This is a genomic window from Serratia nevei (assembly GCF_037948395.1).
Taxonomy (GTDB): Bacteria; Pseudomonadota; Gammaproteobacteria; order Enterobacterales; family Enterobacteriaceae; genus Serratia; species Serratia nevei.
On sequence record NZ_CP149941.1, the window covers coordinates 73,022 to 90,830 of the forward strand.

The 17,809-nt window shown below is 52.6% G+C and carries 15 protein-coding genes; all 15 read right to left on the minus strand.

The genetic code is table 11. The annotated features are described in order from the left end of the window. Nucleotides 1-96: 96 nt before the first annotated feature. The 15 genes from V8N38_RS25850 to V8N38_RS25920 all read right to left on the minus strand — a co-directional run bounded on the left by V8N38_RS25850 (nucleotide 97) and on the right by V8N38_RS25920 (nucleotide 17,770). On the minus strand, nucleotides 97-675 hold the full coding sequence (locus V8N38_RS25850) for a hypothetical protein (protein WP_129993782.1): 579 nt from the start codon (nucleotides 673-675) through the stop codon (nucleotides 97-99). After that, entirely contained in the window at nucleotides 672-2,816 is a 2,145-nt protein-coding gene (locus V8N38_RS25855) for a DotA/TraY family protein (protein ID WP_129993781.1), read from the minus strand. The genes V8N38_RS25850 and V8N38_RS25855 overlap by 4 nt, the downstream gene beginning before the upstream one ends. A gap of 46 nt (nucleotides 2,817-2,862) precedes the next feature. After that, nucleotides 2,863-3,432: a conjugal transfer protein TraX gene (gene traX, locus V8N38_RS25860; RefSeq protein WP_129993780.1), complete on the minus strand. Its 570-nt coding sequence runs from the start codon at nucleotides 3,430-3,432 to the stop codon at nucleotides 2,863-2,865. Next, complete coding sequence (gene traW / locus V8N38_RS25865; RefSeq protein WP_129993779.1) at nucleotides 3,425-4,645, minus strand: conjugal transfer protein TraW; 1,221 nt, start codon at nucleotides 4,643-4,645, stop codon at nucleotides 3,425-3,427. Before traW ends, traX begins: the two co-directional genes overlap by 8 nt. 130 nt (nucleotides 4,646-4,775) lie before the next feature. Beyond that, nucleotides 4,776-7,850, minus strand: a complete 3,075-nt coding sequence (locus V8N38_RS25870) for an ATP-binding protein (protein ID WP_129993778.1) — start codon at nucleotides 7,848-7,850, stop codon at nucleotides 4,776-4,778. Between the two features lie 2 nt (nucleotides 7,851-7,852). Further along, on the minus strand, nucleotides 7,853-8,458 hold the full coding sequence (locus tag V8N38_RS25875; protein ID WP_129993777.1) for a hypothetical protein: 606 nt from the start codon (nucleotides 8,456-8,458) through the stop codon (nucleotides 7,853-7,855). Between the two features lie 60 nt (nucleotides 8,459-8,518). Continuing rightward, the gene (locus tag V8N38_RS25880; protein WP_129993776.1) at nucleotides 8,519-8,923 is read right to left on the minus strand and encodes a DUF6750 family protein; all 405 of its coding nucleotides are present in this window, start codon (nucleotides 8,921-8,923) and stop codon (nucleotides 8,519-8,521) included. Nucleotides 8,924-8,938: 15 nt separating this feature from the next. Beyond that, entirely contained in the window at nucleotides 8,939-9,469 is a 531-nt protein-coding gene (gene traQ, locus V8N38_RS25885) for a conjugal transfer protein TraQ (RefSeq protein ID WP_128884978.1), read from the minus strand. A gap of 8 nt (nucleotides 9,470-9,477) precedes the next feature. Then, entirely contained in the window at nucleotides 9,478-10,242 is a 765-nt protein-coding gene (locus tag V8N38_RS25890; RefSeq protein WP_129993775.1) for a hypothetical protein, read from the minus strand. Continuing rightward, a complete protein-coding gene (gene traO / locus V8N38_RS25895) occupies nucleotides 10,242-11,456 on the minus strand; it encodes a conjugal transfer protein TraO (RefSeq protein ID WP_129993774.1) in 1,215 nt (404 codons plus the stop codon). Before traO ends, V8N38_RS25890 begins: the two co-directional genes overlap by 1 nt. Nucleotides 11,457-11,460: 4 nt before the next feature. Continuing rightward, nucleotides 11,461-12,450, minus strand: coding sequence for a DotH/IcmK family type IV secretion protein (locus V8N38_RS25900; protein WP_129993773.1), 990 nt, complete (start codon nucleotides 12,448-12,450; stop codon nucleotides 11,461-11,463). Nucleotide 12,451: 1 nt separating this feature from the next. Next, nucleotides 12,452-13,123, minus strand: a complete 672-nt coding sequence (locus tag V8N38_RS25905; protein ID WP_129993772.1) for a DotI/IcmL/TraM family protein — start codon at nucleotides 13,121-13,123, stop codon at nucleotides 12,452-12,454. 89 nt (nucleotides 13,124-13,212) lie between these two features. Beyond that, the gene (locus tag V8N38_RS25910) at nucleotides 13,213-13,692 is read right to left on the minus strand and encodes a hypothetical protein (RefSeq protein ID WP_129993771.1); all 480 of its coding nucleotides are present in this window, start codon (nucleotides 13,690-13,692) and stop codon (nucleotides 13,213-13,215) included. 8 nt (nucleotides 13,693-13,700) lie between these two features. After that, nucleotides 13,701-14,774, minus strand: a complete 1,074-nt coding sequence (locus V8N38_RS25915) for a hypothetical protein (RefSeq protein ID WP_149506052.1) — start codon at nucleotides 14,772-14,774, stop codon at nucleotides 13,701-13,703. Then, nucleotides 14,762-17,770 (minus strand): Tn3 family transposase, encoded by a 3,009-nt coding sequence (locus V8N38_RS25920; RefSeq protein WP_147840398.1) that lies wholly within the window; start codon nucleotides 17,768-17,770, stop codon nucleotides 14,762-14,764. The genes V8N38_RS25915 and V8N38_RS25920 overlap by 13 nt, the downstream gene beginning before the upstream one ends. Nucleotides 17,771-17,809: the final 39 nt, after the last annotated feature.

A 17,809-nucleotide genomic window follows, 5' to 3' on the forward strand; every position in this document is an offset into this window, starting at 1 on the left:
TAAATAAGAGGTTGCACCAAACAGGGAAGTTGGAAAAGAGAGAGCGCCAGGAAAGGCGCTCTAGACTATGAGTTGAGTTTAAATATTAAAAATGAGTTAATAAGCCAAGGATTTTTGTTTCACAAACTCGTTGAAAGTGTTTCCGGAGTCTTTTTCTGGCCGATAAGACGACGACAGTAAAGCATCCAACTTGCGACCAAAGTTCATGCATTTACTTTCCGTTCCTGCACTGATGCGGAAGTAGGGGAAGTAAACGTCATTAAACTTCAGTGTGAGCGAATTTCCATTGCACTCATACCCTGAAAGTTCGAGTATCGTCTTTCCTCGGTAAATGGACTCAGTAGTTGACACCAACAGTATGGTTCCGCTTCTAACATCAATACCTAAGTATTTACCTGCATCCAGGGTTTTGAGTTCATACTCTTTGGTTGGAGAAAACTCATTGCACTTGAAGGCTTCGATTGCGTTACGTGTTTTTGATTTTGATTTTTCTTGCACTTTCGCAAATGCATAAATGAACGTTACGCCAATTGCCAGGAAGATGTAAGGCCACGATGGGTTGCTTCTTGCGTCGGATACGATAAAAAGAACCATTGAAAAGAGTAGGCAGCCTACACCAGAGGTTAAAGTAAAAAGTAAAAAGAGTGTCCTTAAGTGATTTTGGTATTTCGTCATTTTATACCATCCCCATTTCCATTGTTGTTACTTCTCATATTAGATCTTACACCAGGAGATCTTTGTAGTCCATTTGAAAAGCCGGCAAAGATACTTTTTGTTGATTCAACCATACCACCAAGAATGCTTGCAGCTTCACGACCGCCGAGCCATGAGATGATGTAGTCAGGCATGGTCACTTGCAATCCGAATACACGGGTAACTGTAGTGGTACATATGCGAGCATAAAGAGTGAGAATACCAATTAAAGAAAATATTCCGGTAATAGAGTTTGCTTGAACGTTCGCAATGGCAGGCCCTAGCATGAGGTTGAGTAGTGTACCCATTACGATCAACGTTATGCTTGCAAAGATAAATCCGAAAACCATTAACATTGGCCTAATCATAACGTCAATGAGAAATATATATCCATATGCAGAGCGATGGCCCCTATCTCCTTCTGTACCGATATGAGTTGCCGCCCATAATGTACCACCAGTGACGCCAACAAATACACTGACTATCCAGTTAGCCGCCGCTGTTAGCCAATAGATGAATGGTATAAATGGCAGGTAGATTGACAGGCTAAAACCAATTCCGAACAACAAGAACAGAATAAAGTAAACAATCGGAGAAAGGGCATCCAACCCAGCAGCGATACCTTGAGTAGCATTACCTGAAAAGGCGCTGGCTAATTGACCCCAAAAACCTTCAGTGGAAACTGCAGCAAGAATTTTCGCACCAGTGAATATGCCTAGTGCAGCTTCGGCTCCGCCTAACGTGATATCACCAACAAATTTCATTTTCAGCATTGGGTTCATTTGGTTTCCAGTACCAAAGTCACTGCCTAACTCTGATGTCGCGATAGCGTTCGCTAATTTCTGCATGGGGGAGTTCAAAAAACCGACAAAAACTGCACTGGCCTCAGATGCATCTAAGGATTGCTGGGTATCTTTAGCGCTTTCTGTCCCGAGTGGAGGTACAAAAGAAGTATTTTGCTTTTGAGTTCGATATACGGTGAATACATTATTAAATAGATCGCTTACGCCAACTTCTCCAATTCCAGAACGACCAGTAATCACGGGTTTTAGCTGTACGGCATCGTTAATTTTATTATTTGCAGTGGCAAATGTTTGATACCACGATCCGAGGGCAAGCCACCCGCTTTTCTTCAACTGAGCGGCCAATACATCAGCCAGTTCGCTGGTTTGGCCTTGAGCGTTTAGGGTTTGATTGATGCGATTTTCGTAGGCCTGTGCGGCCCTTTGGATGTCAGTTTCGGCGTCCGGGAGCGCGCCAGTCCCACTGTTCTGCTTGTTGACTAATGCCGTTACAAACTGAGCGGCGGCTGTCGACAGGTTGTTTTGCATTTCATTCATGGCGCTCCGTTGTGCGCTGATAATGCTTTCTGTGTTTACAGGGGCAGGGAACAACCAGCCAGTGGTTTTGTCGGCGAGGCTTTCCGGCAGCCGAGCTGCGCCGCACAATGCACTCCCGTTGCCGATCTCAAAACCATCGGTCAGGGTCTTGATGCCCATTAGTGGTGTGCCAGCCTGGCCGTATTGCTGATACATGTCACGCAGTTCGGTGTTGATACTGTACATGCACAGGTTCATTTCATAGATGGTTCGCGCGGCACTGACAGTTTGCGGTGCCACGGGCTGTACGACTAGGCTGTAGCCGTCCTTGAGAAGATCGACCGTGCGGTCGGTTACCACGTTCGCGCTGCCAATGCCCATAACGGATGCCGCCCACAAAAATATCAGTTGAGCGATAGACCAGCCTGACACGGTTGGCACCAAGGTCATGAACCCGGCTGCTGTGCTGACGGGACCGACCATTGAGCTCCCTTGGCTGAATACTTTGCCGCGCTGGCCGGCCTTGACCAGGTGCGTGAGGGTGACCACCAGGAACCACACCACGGCGATCGCCATGACGATACCGTTAAAAACAAAGAACAGTTCACCGACCATGCTGGTTTCGGTAGATAACGGGTTGGTGACAACGTCACCAAAAATCATAACCAATGCCTGACGAGACAGATCATCGGTGCGTTTAGCCGCCTGCTCGATGGTGCTGAAGCTGACTGCGGAATCCGCGTGCGCGCAAAGGCAGAACAGGCCCAACAACAGGCCTGCTGCAAGTTTTCGAAAGGCATTCATAAGATTTCACCAGTCGGAGTGCCTGACGTAAACAGGCAAGAGGAAGTTATTGGATCGGGCGTTCGTACCGTAGAAGAACTTGCCACCAGGTGTTTTCCCGCAGAAAGTCGGTCAGGCTGCCGGCTTCCTCCTTGGAAAGGCGTTGATTGCGTAATTGCCATAGCCGCCAGGTGGAAATAAACGCTTGTAGTAATGGTATCGCTGCCAAAGCGAACAGTGTAAAACACAGTGTTGCGGTCCGGATCAGCAGAGTTGGGGTAAATATCTCGCTGCCCAGAACCAGCAGAACGACCGACAAAGCGATCAGTATTGGTACTGCACCAAGAGCGAGACACAGATGCTTGCGGCGCCTGAATCTGTTTATCAAGGTGATCACAGACTCGCCGCTGGCGGCCACTGCCTCCTCAAACTGTAGCGCGGGGAGTGTCTGTTGATGTTCAATCCGGTAGCCGTAAGTAAGCATCAGACTGCGCTTCAAGTTATTGGCGAGTGAAGGGCCAATTTTAGTCGCCGCGTAACGTAGTTCCGATAACGGTAGGAACAGATTTGCAGTGAAATACAGTCCCTTGCTGGCGCGCTTCCAAGACGTTTTAGATTTCGGGGATTGGTCAGTCATTACGAGCCCCTCCGGCGCTGAGTTCGTGCAGCTTGGCCTGCAGTTGTGGACGATAAACCTCGTTGGCATTTAGGCCCAGTTGTTGGCCTTGCAGGACGTTGCCTTTTTGCAGCTGCTGCTTTATCCCCAACAGCAACCAGTTTTGTTGCGCTTGCACACGGATAGATTCGCGCGCCAGGTTGTCGCCGTCCATCGCCTGCAGGTCGGTTTGATAGTCGGTGTTGGCATAGCGCCGACCTACGTCGAACTGCTCAAATTCCCGCTCCGACATCATCCCGGTACGCCTGGCTTCATCAGATGCTGTCTGGTTGAAGTAGGCGGCAGCTGATGGGGTCTGCATCACTTCTTTCAGCACCTCGCGTGTTGCTTCACTGGGTTGACTGGAGGCCACCATGGCCAACATGGGTTCGCGTGCCGCTGTGTTCACTGCTTCGTACTGCGTCATCAGGCCTATATATTGGCGGCCGGAGGCGCTTTTTACTTCGCCTTTACTGAGCTGTTTCCCGGCCGAGGCTGGAGCACTGTTAAGTGCGTAAGCCATTGCTGCGTCGGTCTGTTTCTGATCGAAGGTTAAATCAGGCGCTTTGCCTTCAGCGCCAGCACCATCGAGTAGAGACGTAAACCGCTTATCACCCCCTGGCAATTCAGATAGGCGGGTGCATACTCCCGTGCCGCCGTAAGCAGCCATATCGGTGGCATCGCAGTAATCGGCATGTACGCCTGCGGCCCGAAAGGCTGTCTGTTCTGGTGCTGGAGCCGGGGCGGTCCATCCTTGGCGGATCATGGCATTGTTGATTCCCTGGCCCCGCGACAGCGCACTTTGTCGCGCGCGAGCGCGACTTTGAACTTGTGTGACCATGCCAGAACCAGATTCAGTACACAGGCTATCCGGTATGGTATAGGTTCGGCGCGATCGCTCGAGGCGTTCGGTTTGACGAGCAAAAATATCTTGATCGCGTTGTGCTTGTGCTGCCTGTTCGATTTGCGTGGCGATCTTGCCGCCGTTTTGGTTGATGGCGGCTCCGATCTGCTGCTGTGTAGCAGCCATCCCTGTCAATGTACCGCTCATCTGCCCAAGGACCGGAACGACCTGTGTCTCAATGGGAACGCTAGAGGTTACGACAACGGAGACAGCGTGCGCTGGAGAAGCTAATGCGGAGAGTACCAGCACGACCAGAGGGGAAAGCCTCATGGCAGGAGGGTATGATTTCATTTCAAAGCGTCCTCAAGAAAATACCGGCAAATAGCGCGGCCCAAAAAATAGTGTTGTAAGCGAGGATGTGGAGGTTAGGTCTGCGGAGGAAAGCACGGATATACCAGTGATAAAGGCGCATGGTTGCTCCTTATGCTGCATCCCCCTGCACATAGCCGAGGCTTGCCAGCATGTCGTTGGCCAGTTGACGAATGGCGCCGCTTTCATCGTCATTGCCGGCGCGCTTTTTCATCATCGCAATATGTTTTTCTGCTGAACCGCCTGGGAAGGTTTTGGCCAACAAACGTCGGGCCGTTTGGCCATCCAACGCGTCATACAGCATGTTGCGTAGAGCGCGGTTTACCGGGGTCGAGTTTAATGCCCAGAGCCGCAGTGGCCCTGCGGTGTTTTTGAGCAGCTGAGCCACGTTGCCATTGGTGGTTTGGAAAACGGCCAGAAACGTGACGCCACTTCCATCCGGCGCGGCGCCGCGGGTTGTGTTGAGCAACCTATTTAGTGTGGTACGCGGCACCTTGAAAGTTTCCTGCAGAATAGGGAAGTCCTTAGTCCTTACCCGCATCAGGTACAGGGAGTTGGCGGATTCCAGGATTGTCTGCGGGTAATCATCCAAATATTGCGAAGCGAACACCGTGCGGATACCGAATTTTCTTTTCTCGCGATCTTCGGTTTCGAGTGCATCCCACAAAATGTCGATACCTCTGATGTTATGCAGCTCATCGATAAAGATGAGTTTGACCTCCTGATCCAGTTGTTCGATGCGTTTTCGATGTAGTGGTACATAACGTGGATCCAGATGATTGTAGAGTTCATCCTGGTACTGTGGCAGATAGAAGTCGTTAGCGCCGGCCAGATGGCGGGCGAACTGATACATGATACCTGTCTTGATTTTACCTTCCGGAGTTTGATTGCCGGCTACGTTGTTAACGTCGACGATACGAATGCGCGTATTTGGGTTGATGGAGTACCGCGTGCGCCCCGATATCAACGGGTAATCGAACAGTGCCTGTGTCAGACAGCGTGACACATAATGCAGTAATGACTCATCCGATCCGGGACGGTTGACGTTAGCGAAGACATTGCGCATTTCCTCGCTGTTTAGCGCCCCCTGCAGGTCGTTGAGCTCAGGTACAGCTTGAGCCTGTGCTAACGCAGCCTCGGCAACGCAGCCGGCAGTGAACAGCATATCGCGGACTTCGTACCAGGTAGCGATCTCCCACCAAGCGGCATCATAGCGATTCAAACAGCCGCTTGTTTCCAGCGCGGCATCAACCTCCGGAACCAATGATGCTCCATAACGTACCGGTTCAATGTCGCTGTTCTTGCGGTACACCATCTCAATAGCGCGTGTCAGGATCTGTCTGCATGATGGGGCATCAGGTGCAGTGCCCAGCTGTGGATCGATACACAGGCTGGTCAACAGGCCGAGCAAGTAGTCACGTTCAGTGCTAATTGGGGCTTTAAGTCCAAGTTGGATATCGAACGGATTGCGGCAGAAATCTGCTGTATTACGCAGAATAATACTGGCAATTTTGTCCTTTTGTCCGTGGGGTAGGCTGTCATAGACCAGATCGTAAAAGCCCTGAGCGGTAAAGCCTTTGTCAATGAAAGCCATAAACGGCAGATCAGTATTACCGTTAGTGAGAGCATCGAGGTGAAGGCTGTTCGCTAACAGGGATTTGCCCGAACCTGGAGGCCCTGCGAGCAACTCGGTGTGCTTTTCCTGCAATGAACTGCCCAAGCCGATCGGATAAGGCTTGCCGTCGACGGTCTGGAAAATTGCGTTGCCTTCGTTACCCCAGGGGCTCGCTGGCCGTTGCAGCGGCATCAGTTTTAACGCTTCAGACAAAGGGGGGTACATTAACGTTGGCGCGCTGAAACTAGACACCATAGGTAGAGTGTTGACCCAGGCACGAATGGGATCGCCGAAAGTACGGGTCACTGTTGTAACACCCCAGCTCTGGATTGCTTTTTGCAGTAACGTCAGATTGCGTTTCAAACGGCTTTTGTCTGCGTCCCAGGTACTGGCGGTGATACTCATCATACAAACAGGCTCTTTCTTGTGCTGCGCCATCAACCATGAAATGGAGTCGTAAATATCTCGTAGTTTAGGGACGAAGGCAGCAAACGACAGTAGCTGCTGCTTTTTTTCCAAAGCCTCACCGCCGCCGGGCATCAAGTCCAGACGCAAGCGCCAGGGTAGCTGCCGTGGTACTTTGGTGAACAGCTGGGCAAAGGATTCGGGGCGCTGAGGTGCCAGCGTCATGGCCAACTGACCGTGATAGAGTCCGTCGACCTCTATAAGACTGCCGTGGGTGTCGACCTCGGTGTCGCAGAACTGGAAATTCAAGTGCGGCGCCAGGGCTGCGCTGATATCGTCGCCGCGCAATTTTCCTTGAGGGATCACGCGATCGCCTGGCAGCAGGGGGCGCCACTCTTCATGGGTACTCAGCCGCTCTATTTCATCGCGGATCACATGGCCAGCTTCATAGGCGTCAAGCAATCGAACCATCACGCCGTCGTTGCCGTCGGCCAAATCAGTGGCCAGCTTATCGATAAATGCGTCGTGGCGCAGCTTAAGGCCTTCAAACTCGGCGTAAATCGGGTTTTGCCCGAAACGGGCTTCAGGAAGATTTTTGAATTGAGTATTCTGCCGCTGTATTTCTTCTCTACGTTCACTGAGCGGCAGAGCGCCAATGGCGGAATACACAGTAAGCCAGACTCGTTCGCGGGCGACATACGGCGTGAGTTTGACGATTTGCTCATCGACCAGGTCATCGAGAGCCAGACCAAGCTTCCGGTAGGCGCGTCGTTGCGGTTCAACGAGACGAGTGATTTCTTCGGCGCTGCGCGTTGGATCGCGTTCGAAAACGATGCTGATTTTATGACCCAGGCTTTTGAAATCGCCGGTCAATGCATCGCGTAATTTCAGAACGAAGCGCAGGAAGCTGTCCGGCGTCGGTGTTTCATTTTCGTGCTGGGGAACTGCCTCACTGAACTCGCGAAAAGCTCCTAGGATCTCAAATGTGCTGGCATAGTCGTTAGTTTTAGTGACGTGTATGTAGGGAGCATCAAGTGAGGGGTGTCGGATTTTGTCGTCTGGTGTCAGGCCGATGACGGTACGCAGGTCACAATACTGTGCGAAATCGCGGCCTAGAACATAACGGGAGAAATAAGCAAAGAGATCTTCGATTTTATCGATAATCACAGTTAACTCCGGGACAGATAGTCGTGATAGAAAGCGCGCCACCAGGTTGTTCCCGCTTCAAGACCGTCAGTGGCCAGCCAGTCTTTTATACGTGCGGGATGTAACACTAACGCGAGATGTTGCCAGCGCTCCGCTGCAGTTTGTCGACCTTCCTCATCCAGTCTGCTCAGAGCCTGGGCGAACGCTTGCGGGTGTGTGGTGCCCCAAGCTTGTTTGACGGGACTGTCGTGGGTTGTCAGCCAGTCCAGTAACGCTTGTGCGTCGCTGCGATATTCATCGTCGGTGGAGGATAATGCCTGCACGATAGCCCGCTGCAGATGATTTGCATCTTCCGGAGCCAAAGCAGGCAGATAAACCATCACACCCGCTTCGGCAGAAACAGAGTCGAGTTTTTGCCAGGCTTCGCAAATTGGATCTGCGACCCCCAGGTTGTCCTGGGCAGTATTCAATGGATTGGTGTCCCTAAACACGGCCCTGTTGTGTGGTGATGAATAACCGCAATAGTCACAGCTATGACCGCCACGGCGAGCCTGATCGTCCAATGCATCGCGCTGCGCAGGTGTGAGAGCATGCCCGGTAATTCGCCGGGAGATGGAGAAAATAAGCATGAATATTTCCAGAGATCCTGGTAGCAGGAAGGCCATCCCGAACGGGATGGCCTGGAACAATTAACCAGCAGTTACGGGCTGCATTCCCATCTGTTTCTGACTGCGGTTTGCGACCTGGTCAAGTGCCAATAATGCAGCGCCGGCTACAATTGCAATCATGATATGAGAAACTTTAATCTGAGGATTATTCTTCTTAGAGATCATCATGATAATTCCTGCAGCTATACATAGCAGGCCGATCACACCGATAGATTTAACAAACGGGTCTTTCAGGGAGGTTACTCCGTTAAGCATGGCTTCGATTGATCCAGCAAGATCATCGTCCGCATGAGCCAGCGGGGCAACGACCATACTAATCACTGCTGCCAGAATACTGGCGATATGTCGACGAAGGGCATCGGCCACCATATAGATTTTGACTGCCGCGTGCAGGGGAGCATTTTTCAGGGATTTCAGAACGTTCATTTCTACCTCGTAGTTTTACCAATGGATATTAAGAGTGTTTTGCAGTGCATCGAGTACACGCGGATTGGCGGCGAGCATAGTGCCGATGATCAGACGCTTTGCGCCGCTAACAACGTCATCACCGGCACTGAGCCCGGTGTGGCCGTCTTTCTGTGAACGCCGCAGGCGCAAAAGCCCCTGTAGCGCGTAAATTACGCCGACCAGTTGTAACAAGGTCAGGGTTGCGTTGATGGCCGTGGCGGCCGGGCCGTATTTTCCTTCGGAGACATAGGCGATGGCGCCAAAGGTAACGCTACCGAGCGCCATCTGGTTTGATGTAGCGTTCATCACCTGGTGAAGGGCGATAGTGGCACCGCACATCACGACAACGGTGACAATTTTGCCGGCGCCGTCTTGTACCTGCCCGCGTCGAGCTTTGCCGGCGATGCTGCTCAAGTGCATGGCCATCATGACCAACCCACCAACTAAACCGATCGCCAGTACCAGGCGAATACCGACGTCTGTCACATTGTTGACTGCGTTGGCCAGCATCTGGACCAAATCCATAGCGTTCCTTACCGAATGGTTCCGGCGGAGGTGATCACCTCATGTTTTTCAGTATCGATACGCAGTACTGTTGCGCGCCCCAGGGAATCGCCTGGTCGTAATGCCCAACTGCTCCCCTGATAAGTCACCCAGGCCAGGTCCGGATACAGACTGGTTATCGAGGCTCCTTTGAGGCTGTGGTTCGCGTTTGAGCGACGTGAAGCAGTATTTCCGATTGGTTTAGCGGCAGGCATAACCGCAGCAGGTTGGGGCTGTCTTACAGCTTGAGCAGCAACTTGCTGCTCAAGAGCACGCAAGCGCTGATCCAGTGATTTGAGACCTTCTCGATTATCGCGAGCGTATACCCACACGTTGTCTAGAGCTTGTGCCGTTGCCTGCTGCGCATTGTCCTCGACGTTAGTTAGCGATGCGGTTTCACCGAGAGGTTCAAGTTCGCGATCTGCTGATTCGATATGCACTCCTGCTGGGGGGGACTGGGGTGCTGCTGGCGCTGGAGTTGGCGTGGGCTGTATTGGTGTCTCTTGAGTCACGAATTGGGTGCCGCCGTTACTACGACTGGACTGTGGTGTGTTGCGTAGCACACCGTAGGTGACTATGGCTAACAGCGCGATTATTAGGGCGATCATCTGAAGACGTGTAACTTTTAAGCCCAAGGGCAATGTGATCAGCCGTGGTTCTGAAGGCTTACGAACGATCGGAGTCTCTGCCTCGATTGGTTCATCCAGTTGCTCGTCCGGGGGCGGGTTATTCAGGTCGAAATGAGACTTAGACATTAACGCTCTCCTGCGAGGGATGTGGTAATAGCATCCCGATTGATGCGATCGCTGGCGTATACGCCTTTCATGAAATGAATCGCGATGGTTTGGTTTTTGAAGACTTTCACCTGTTTGACCGGTAACCGTGCAGCGTCGGCCGCCATCACCTGTCCGGCTTGAGTACCGATACCGCCAGCGACGGTGCCCGCGAGGGCTGAACCTTTCACCTGTCCTGTACCGCCGCTGATGGTGCCGGCATTGGTGGCAAGGATTTGGGTATTTTGCTGTTCGTACAGCTGACCGGCTTTTCCTATGCCCATGGCCAAAGCAGGCAGCAAGATACGACTGACGTAGCGATTATTGACGTCGCTGGAGACGGTAGATTGCAGGGTGTCGTCCTGCAGCGCGTAGGCATCAACCTGGTAGTCGACGCCATTAAGCGTCATTCGAGTGAAGTGGATCACGACACCATCGCCGGCCAACTGTATGCCCTTAGCGGTGAATTCTGCACCGGCCAACTGGCCGGCTGGTATGTGGGCCAGCACCAGTGAATTGAGGTTGTCAGAATCGATGGCATTGTCGACCACCGCCGGGCGGCGAGTGTTTGGCGGCACAATGACGGCATCACCAGATGTACGAGCTGAGGGAGGGACTTCCGAGGCGACAGTTGCCTCTCTTCCAGGCAGACTCTGCGACCACTGACTGAAAGCGTTATTGCCGGCCCCGGCTTCGTGTTCTCCTGCAGCAGGTGTCTGCCCAAAGGTGCCAGCTAACTGCATGTTGCCCGGTCGCCAGCGATCGTTGAGCAGCTTCAGATAGCTTTTTAACGCTGCTTTTTGATCCTCTTGGATGGCTCCCCCAGACTGAGGAACTGAGGTGGTGTCGGTTTCCGCGGTTGTTTTAAGGGCTACCGGCGGAGGCGGCTCATTTGGTGTTTCGATTTGCACATCACTCATGCGCAATGAAGCGATAAAACTACCATCGCTGGCAGCTGCTGCTTCTGAACCAATACGGTTACCCGTTTTGATCAGCTGCTGATATTGCGCTGTTTCCTGAGAGGTAACCGGCGCGCTATTGGCTAGGTTGTTAATAGCGTATTGCGATGGGGTCGGTGCCGGCTGGTTCAAATAGCCCCAGCCCACAAATAACAGAGCGAGTAGGCCGATGCCTCCGGATAACAGCAGGAGCAGGCTTTTTTTGCCGTCGCTCGCCGCATCTTTTTCGATGGCCATAGGGTTACTCCAGATTGATGGTCAGTGGTGTATTGCGACCCTGTACAGAGAACACCACCTCCGGAGTGAGCGGCAGTTTCCACACATGGGTGCCGTCAGCCGCGGAAGAGGTTTCAACAAATGCATCGCGTAATTCGCTTCGTGAGCGGATATAGAGGTCGTCTCCCATCTGCCAAACGGCAGTCAACGGAACTCCGCCGCCAGTTTTGAGATGACGGGCGCCATCGGGCGGGACGCCGTCCAGAAACGCCTGCAGCGTAGGATTATCGAGGCTGATTTTCTCGCGTGCGATCGGCAGGGGTTTTGCCGATGGTCCGCGAAGAGGGAGCCTCAGGTTTAGGCTGCTGTCAGTGATCTGGGACCTGCCGGTGTTGTCCGGTTCGCCACTGGTCAGTGCTATGACGACGGGAACCGGTAATCCCTTCAGATAGACCGTTACGCTGCCGGTGTCGTAAGCGCGCCGGGCCTGAACGGACATGGCTGGGCTGTCGGGAATGTAATTCACCTCAAAACCAGCGTTGTTGCCATTAAGAGGTGGTGCGGCAATCGGCCACGGCGCGCCGGTTTCGTCTGTAAACGAAACAGAGCTCGGGAAATTCGGCAGGGCGCGGAGCATCGGCAATGAGGCACCTGGCGACAGGTTGACGGTCAGAGAGCTAACCCGCGGCACCGCTGTTACCGGTGAACGGCTTTCGCTGCGTTGAAGTTGGTCAAAAGTATTACGCAGGCTGTCCACCTCGCGTGGTGAGAGCGGCGCCATTTGTTTTTGGGCATAATCCAGCGCAGGCAAAGGCAGCGGTGGCGAGCCATCCTCCGGTAAGGGCGTTGTTGGCTCTGGTGTTGTTGTTACAGGGACATGTTGCGGGGCATTGACAGGTGTCACGCTCAGCGTTTGTGCCGGTTTCCAGGCGGGGGCAGGCGCTACTTCGGTTGTAGCCGCGCCTGCAGCTTGCGCCAGGGTCAACAGAAGCAAACCGGTCAGGGGGGGGTTCATGTTATTTAGCCTCGAAAGTAATGAGCTGGGACACTTCCATGCCGGTGTGTTTAAGACGGGGGTCGGTACGCTGGATAAGTAGTGACATCACAAATGACTGTTCGGGCAACGATGTCACTTGGCCGGTGAGCTTGAGTTTTATCGGATATTGGATCTTCCAGGCATAAATGCCGTTCTCGAGCGTTCCTTTGCTAACCACTACGCCGGGGGAGGTCATAATCGACATGTTCATCTTTTTGTCTTTCACCGCTGTCAAAACGTTGGAGGTGGTCAGGGCGGTGTAATAACTGCGGAACCCATCGTCTGAGAAACGAGCCTGTAGCGCATTCATTTGGCTGCGGTAATGTACAAAATCGAGCGTGAAAGCTTCTCGCAATACCTGTGCGCCAAAGTCGGTCACGTTGATATCGCTGTAGGCTGGTTGATCAGTGGGATAAAGCGGCGTGATCTGCCCATCCTGTGTGGCGAAATACTTCACTGGAGGATGCAAGGCGACATACGCCAGTAAAGCGATAATAAACGCGCATACGACGAGAGTGACGCTTTGCCACAAGTTAACCGCCAGAGAACGACGGGCAAAATCGGCATTGAGCTGACTGGCAATATGCTGCGCCACGGCAGCTGCGTAAGGCGTTTCACCTGCAGACGCAGGTGGAGTAACTGGCTTTTTCATGGTGACTGTCCACGGGTGAGCCCCGCCGCAGGGGAAAACTGGACGGGGGATCGCGTTTATGGCTGAACATCGCGCGAATGCGCGGTGGATTATCGGGAGAAAATGTACCCATCGGAATTGCCACTGTTGCCGGTCGATGTTGGCGCGACGGTAGCAGGCTGGCTGTAGGTGGTTGGCGTGTAGGTTGGCGCCGCGTTCATCGAACGGGTTGTCACCAAACCGCCAGTTTGGGACGACAGGTCGCCCCATGGGTCTATTTTACTGGGTATATAAGATTGGATCTTGTCACGTACCGCGCGGCAAACTTTGTCCTTGATGCCATTGAGGATCCCACTGAGATCACCAAATGTCGGTACTGTTATGGCCGTGCTGATACTACCCAGGCATTGCTGCAAGCCACCGGATACTTGGTTTTCACGCTGCGACCAGGCCTCGGCAGCTTTACGATCTCGTTCATAGCCCGCTTGCGCACCCACCTGCGCGGCAGATACCGCCCGGCAGTTGGCGGCGTGCGCCGATAGAGAAACATTGCCAATTAATAATGCGACCAGGAAAAGTTGACGGATCATGAGAGCTCCTATGCCCCTGGGCGAGGGAATGCGGTTGCGGGTTTGACTGTATTCTCCGGCTCGTCGTCCCGGCGCTGCGGGGTGTGCGCCGGAGGCGTGTACTCGCGCGTGAACCCCAGTTGTTTATGCAGCGCCGGCGGGCACTTTGCCGGCTCAACGAGAGGGGCATACAACCGCTCTTTTTCGCCTTTGAGATTGAACACCAAAGCGTTGCTAGCACCTTCCTCATTGTTGATGGCATTACCATGACCGATCGGTGTTAGGCCTTCAGGAGTGATAATGTTGAGCGTCAAATAGCGATGACCATTGGTATGAGTACAAAGTTTGCCGAGTACCGGGTGATATGCATCCTGATATTTCACCATTCCCTGTACATAGTCGCCGAGCCCTTTGATCAGAAGCAATTTGAGTTGTTTCTCCGCATCCAGTGTTTTAATTAGCGCGGTGCCTGCATCCTGGGTGTGGGCCGGTAGCGGTGTAACTGTAGGACGTGTTGACGGAGGTTCGGTACCTTCCCCATTAGGTTTTAACCAGACCAGCTCTTGTTGCAGTGTTGGCATTGGAGGAATAGGTAGTTTTGCCTCGGTTGCCAGCTGGATCACCTGTTGCTGCAGTGCGTGATAATGCGTCATATCATAAGCATGCAGCGCCGCCGGCGGCACCAACTGCTGTTCGTTCCGAACTAATAATGAGGGGTCGATAGCCGGCTTTATTTCCCAATGGTTGCGGTGCGTGGTGATCTGCTCCGTTTGTTCTACGCCGTGTTTGTCTACCACTACCTCCCCTTGTGGGTCTCGCATTTTTGCCTCTACAGTGACCTCTTTGCGGCCGAGCCAGGTTAGCTTGACGATATCGCCTTTGGCCAAGCCACTCTCCGGTACTACCCGAGACAGTTCTTTGCCCCAGACAAACTTCTCTCCGTCTGCTGTACGCAGTTTGATGTAGTAACTATTACTCTCAGAGTTATCGAAGTTGTACTTGGCGGGGTCTGAAGCCCAATCGTACGAAAACGTACGCCAAGTACATTTTTTAACCAATGTGTCGTTTTTTATTCTCATGGCAAAGGCGACTATAAAGGCCATTCATCGCTCTCTTCCGCTTTCTTAAGTGGCCTTAGCTGTCCTTTTGTTACCTGTTCCGCAAGCGTAAATGTATAGTGCCCCAGCATATTGATATGCGCATGCCGCAGTGGTGAAAGCCGGACTTCATCTTCTTCATTAATGACTTCGCCCTCATCACGTAAATGTGTCAGTGCGGCCTGCATATAAATGGTATTCCAGAGCACGACGGCATTGGTCACCAGCCCCAGAGCACCCAGTTGCTCCTCCTGCCCATCCTGATAGCGCTTTCTGATCTCGCCTTTCTGTCCGTGACAAATGGCTCTGGCGACAGCATGTCTGCTTTCTCCACGGTTAAGCTGGGTCAGGATGCGACGTCGGTAATCCTCATCATCAATATAATTCAGCAGGTACAGTGTCTTATTTATTTTCCCGGCTTCGATAATGGCCTGTGTTAATCCTGAAGGGCGATCGCTGCTCAGCAACGAACGAATCAAAACTGATGCACGAATAGTCCCCAACGTCAGGGAACCGGCCATGCGCATCATGTCATCCCAGTGTTGCTCTATCTTCCGGGCATTAGCAGCATTGCGGGCGATATCATTCAGCACGCCATAATCTGCATCTTTATCCACACGCCAGAATACAGAGGCTCCTGCATCAGCCAGACGGGGAGAAAACTGATAGCCCAGCAGCCAGAAAAGACCAAAGATCAGATCACTGGAACCGGCCGTATCTGTCATTATCTCAGTCGGGTTTAGCCCGGTTTGCTGCTCCAGTAGCCCTTCCAGCACGAAAATGGAATCCCTTAGCGTGCCTGGAACGACAACGCCATGAAATCCGGAGTACTGATCTGAAATGAAGTTGTACCAGGTTATCCCGCGACTGGAGCCAAAATATTTTCGGTTGGGGCCTGCATGTACCGTGCGTACCGGGGCAATAAACCGCATGCCGTCAGCTGAGGCAACCTCACCACCGCCCCATTTCTGAGCCAGAGGCAGAGTAGACTGGTAATCAACCAGTCTGGCGTTTGCTTTTACCAGCGTTTCTGCCCTGAGATAATTTTGTTTGGTCCAGCTCAGACGATAACGGGTCAGTGCCGGAATATTGGGTCGAATAAAGGGCTCCATGCCAATATTACAGGCTTCAGCCAGCAATACCGCGCAGATACTGACCGTCAGGTCATCCATACGCGCGCCCGCCTCGCTTGCATGGGTAAATTCATCTGCAAATCCTGTATGCGCGTTAATCTCAAGAAGGAGTTCTGTCAGATCGACAACTGGCAGCAGGCTAGATATACGTTTCGAGAGTAACTTCAGCGTCTGCGGCTCATCCAGTCCGTTCAGATGAGCAATGGTCAGCTTCGTACGTTTACCGGTGAAATCCAGTGAAACAGCCTGATTATCGGCAAAATTTTTAGCGACCTGTCGATACACAGTGTCAAGCTGCCGGGTCAGTGCATTGACGGCCTCTCCGGCGTTGAGGGGATGCCCAAGGGAGCGATATACCTGCACTCTGTTGGTGTGCCAGTCCTGCCCCTGGAGAAGTTTAGCCCGCGGATCTCCCCAGCGCTCGCTCCGTGCGACGTAAATATCACGACGTCGCAAACTGTCCTGTAACTTATTCATAACACAAAGGGTATAGCCCTGTCGGGATAAATGCCCGTCTTTGCCATAGCAGAGTCGTTTCCAGGGGCCAGTAATTATCGCCATTGGCGCATCATCAATATGCTGTCTCCGGGTTGACCGGATCGCCGCAAGGTAGCGTATTGCCTCCAGCGTTGCTTCACCTGCCGGAGCGGCGCTGAATTCAATATTCTCCAGCAAACAGGGAAGAAAGCGGCGGACTCTTCCATACTGTTCCACCATTTCATCGTGAAAACCGGTGTCAGAAGGTCGGGCGATGGTGTTTATAAATGCGATGGTATCGGCCAGCTTGGCCGGAGGAAATTTCCCGAATATCGTCGAGCGGATCAACTCACCGTCAACATTTTCATCCAGGAGCACCGAGCAGATATGTGCCAATTCTAATGCTGACTTATCAAGGTCTTTCAGTGTCCGCAGTCGCTTTTTCTGCCCAATTTTTTTCGCCTCCCGGCCGATATCAGCGATAATCCCATCCAGAACGTCCAGCGCGTCATCCAGTGCCGATATTTCGCAGGAACGGACAAAGGCAACCAGCATCGCTGTTCGTCTTTCGGACGGCATCCGGGCTATTTTGTACACTGAAATCATATCAGCATACCGGGCGAGTGCATTGAAACGCACCGGAGGAATACCGGTGAAGTCGAGATCCTGCATGCCAAATGCTTTCAGTTTCAGGTAGCGCGCAACGGCCTGATTAAATGCCGGGCCACTGATGGCTACAGGACCTTTTCTTAATTGATCAAAACGCGAGGTGCGTACTCCGTCAGGCACCTGTAACAGTTCTTCAAATAATGAGCACTGTTCGCCTGATGCCAGCCCAGACAGGCGTGACCAGAGTCTGTCTGCTGATTTTTCACGTATTTCGGAGATCAGGCGGGTCAGTGTGGTAACGCCTGGCAACAGTATTTTATTTTGCAGAAGCCAGCTGGTAGCCAGATCGAAAAGCAGACCCGGTCGTTCGTTGCTAAGCCAGCTGCGGGTGAACAGTAACCGGCTCAATCTGAAAGTCCATGGCCACGAAAAATCACGATAGCCATACTGGCGACGGATCAGTGCCTGATGTTCACGCAGCGTGGTTTCTCTTCTGGAGTAGTCGGACAGAACGCCCGTATCGGATATTCCCAACTGTCGGGCAACAAACCACCGTACATTGGTCGGGATCGCTGACAAGTCATAAGGCCATGTGCCAAGAAATCTAACGCTGCCAATCAGCAATGCCACTGCCAGACGGTTTGCCCTTCCGCGCCGGTTGTTAATGAAATCCATATCCACTTCGTCCAGCAGAAAGAAACGAGCAAGCTGAATGTCATTAGGCTCGCCAGAGAACTGACCATAACTGGCACGTTGTTCCGCGTTTAAAAAATCTGCTGGCAAAAGTGCCTCCCTGGCTACGGATCACATACGAATAAATAA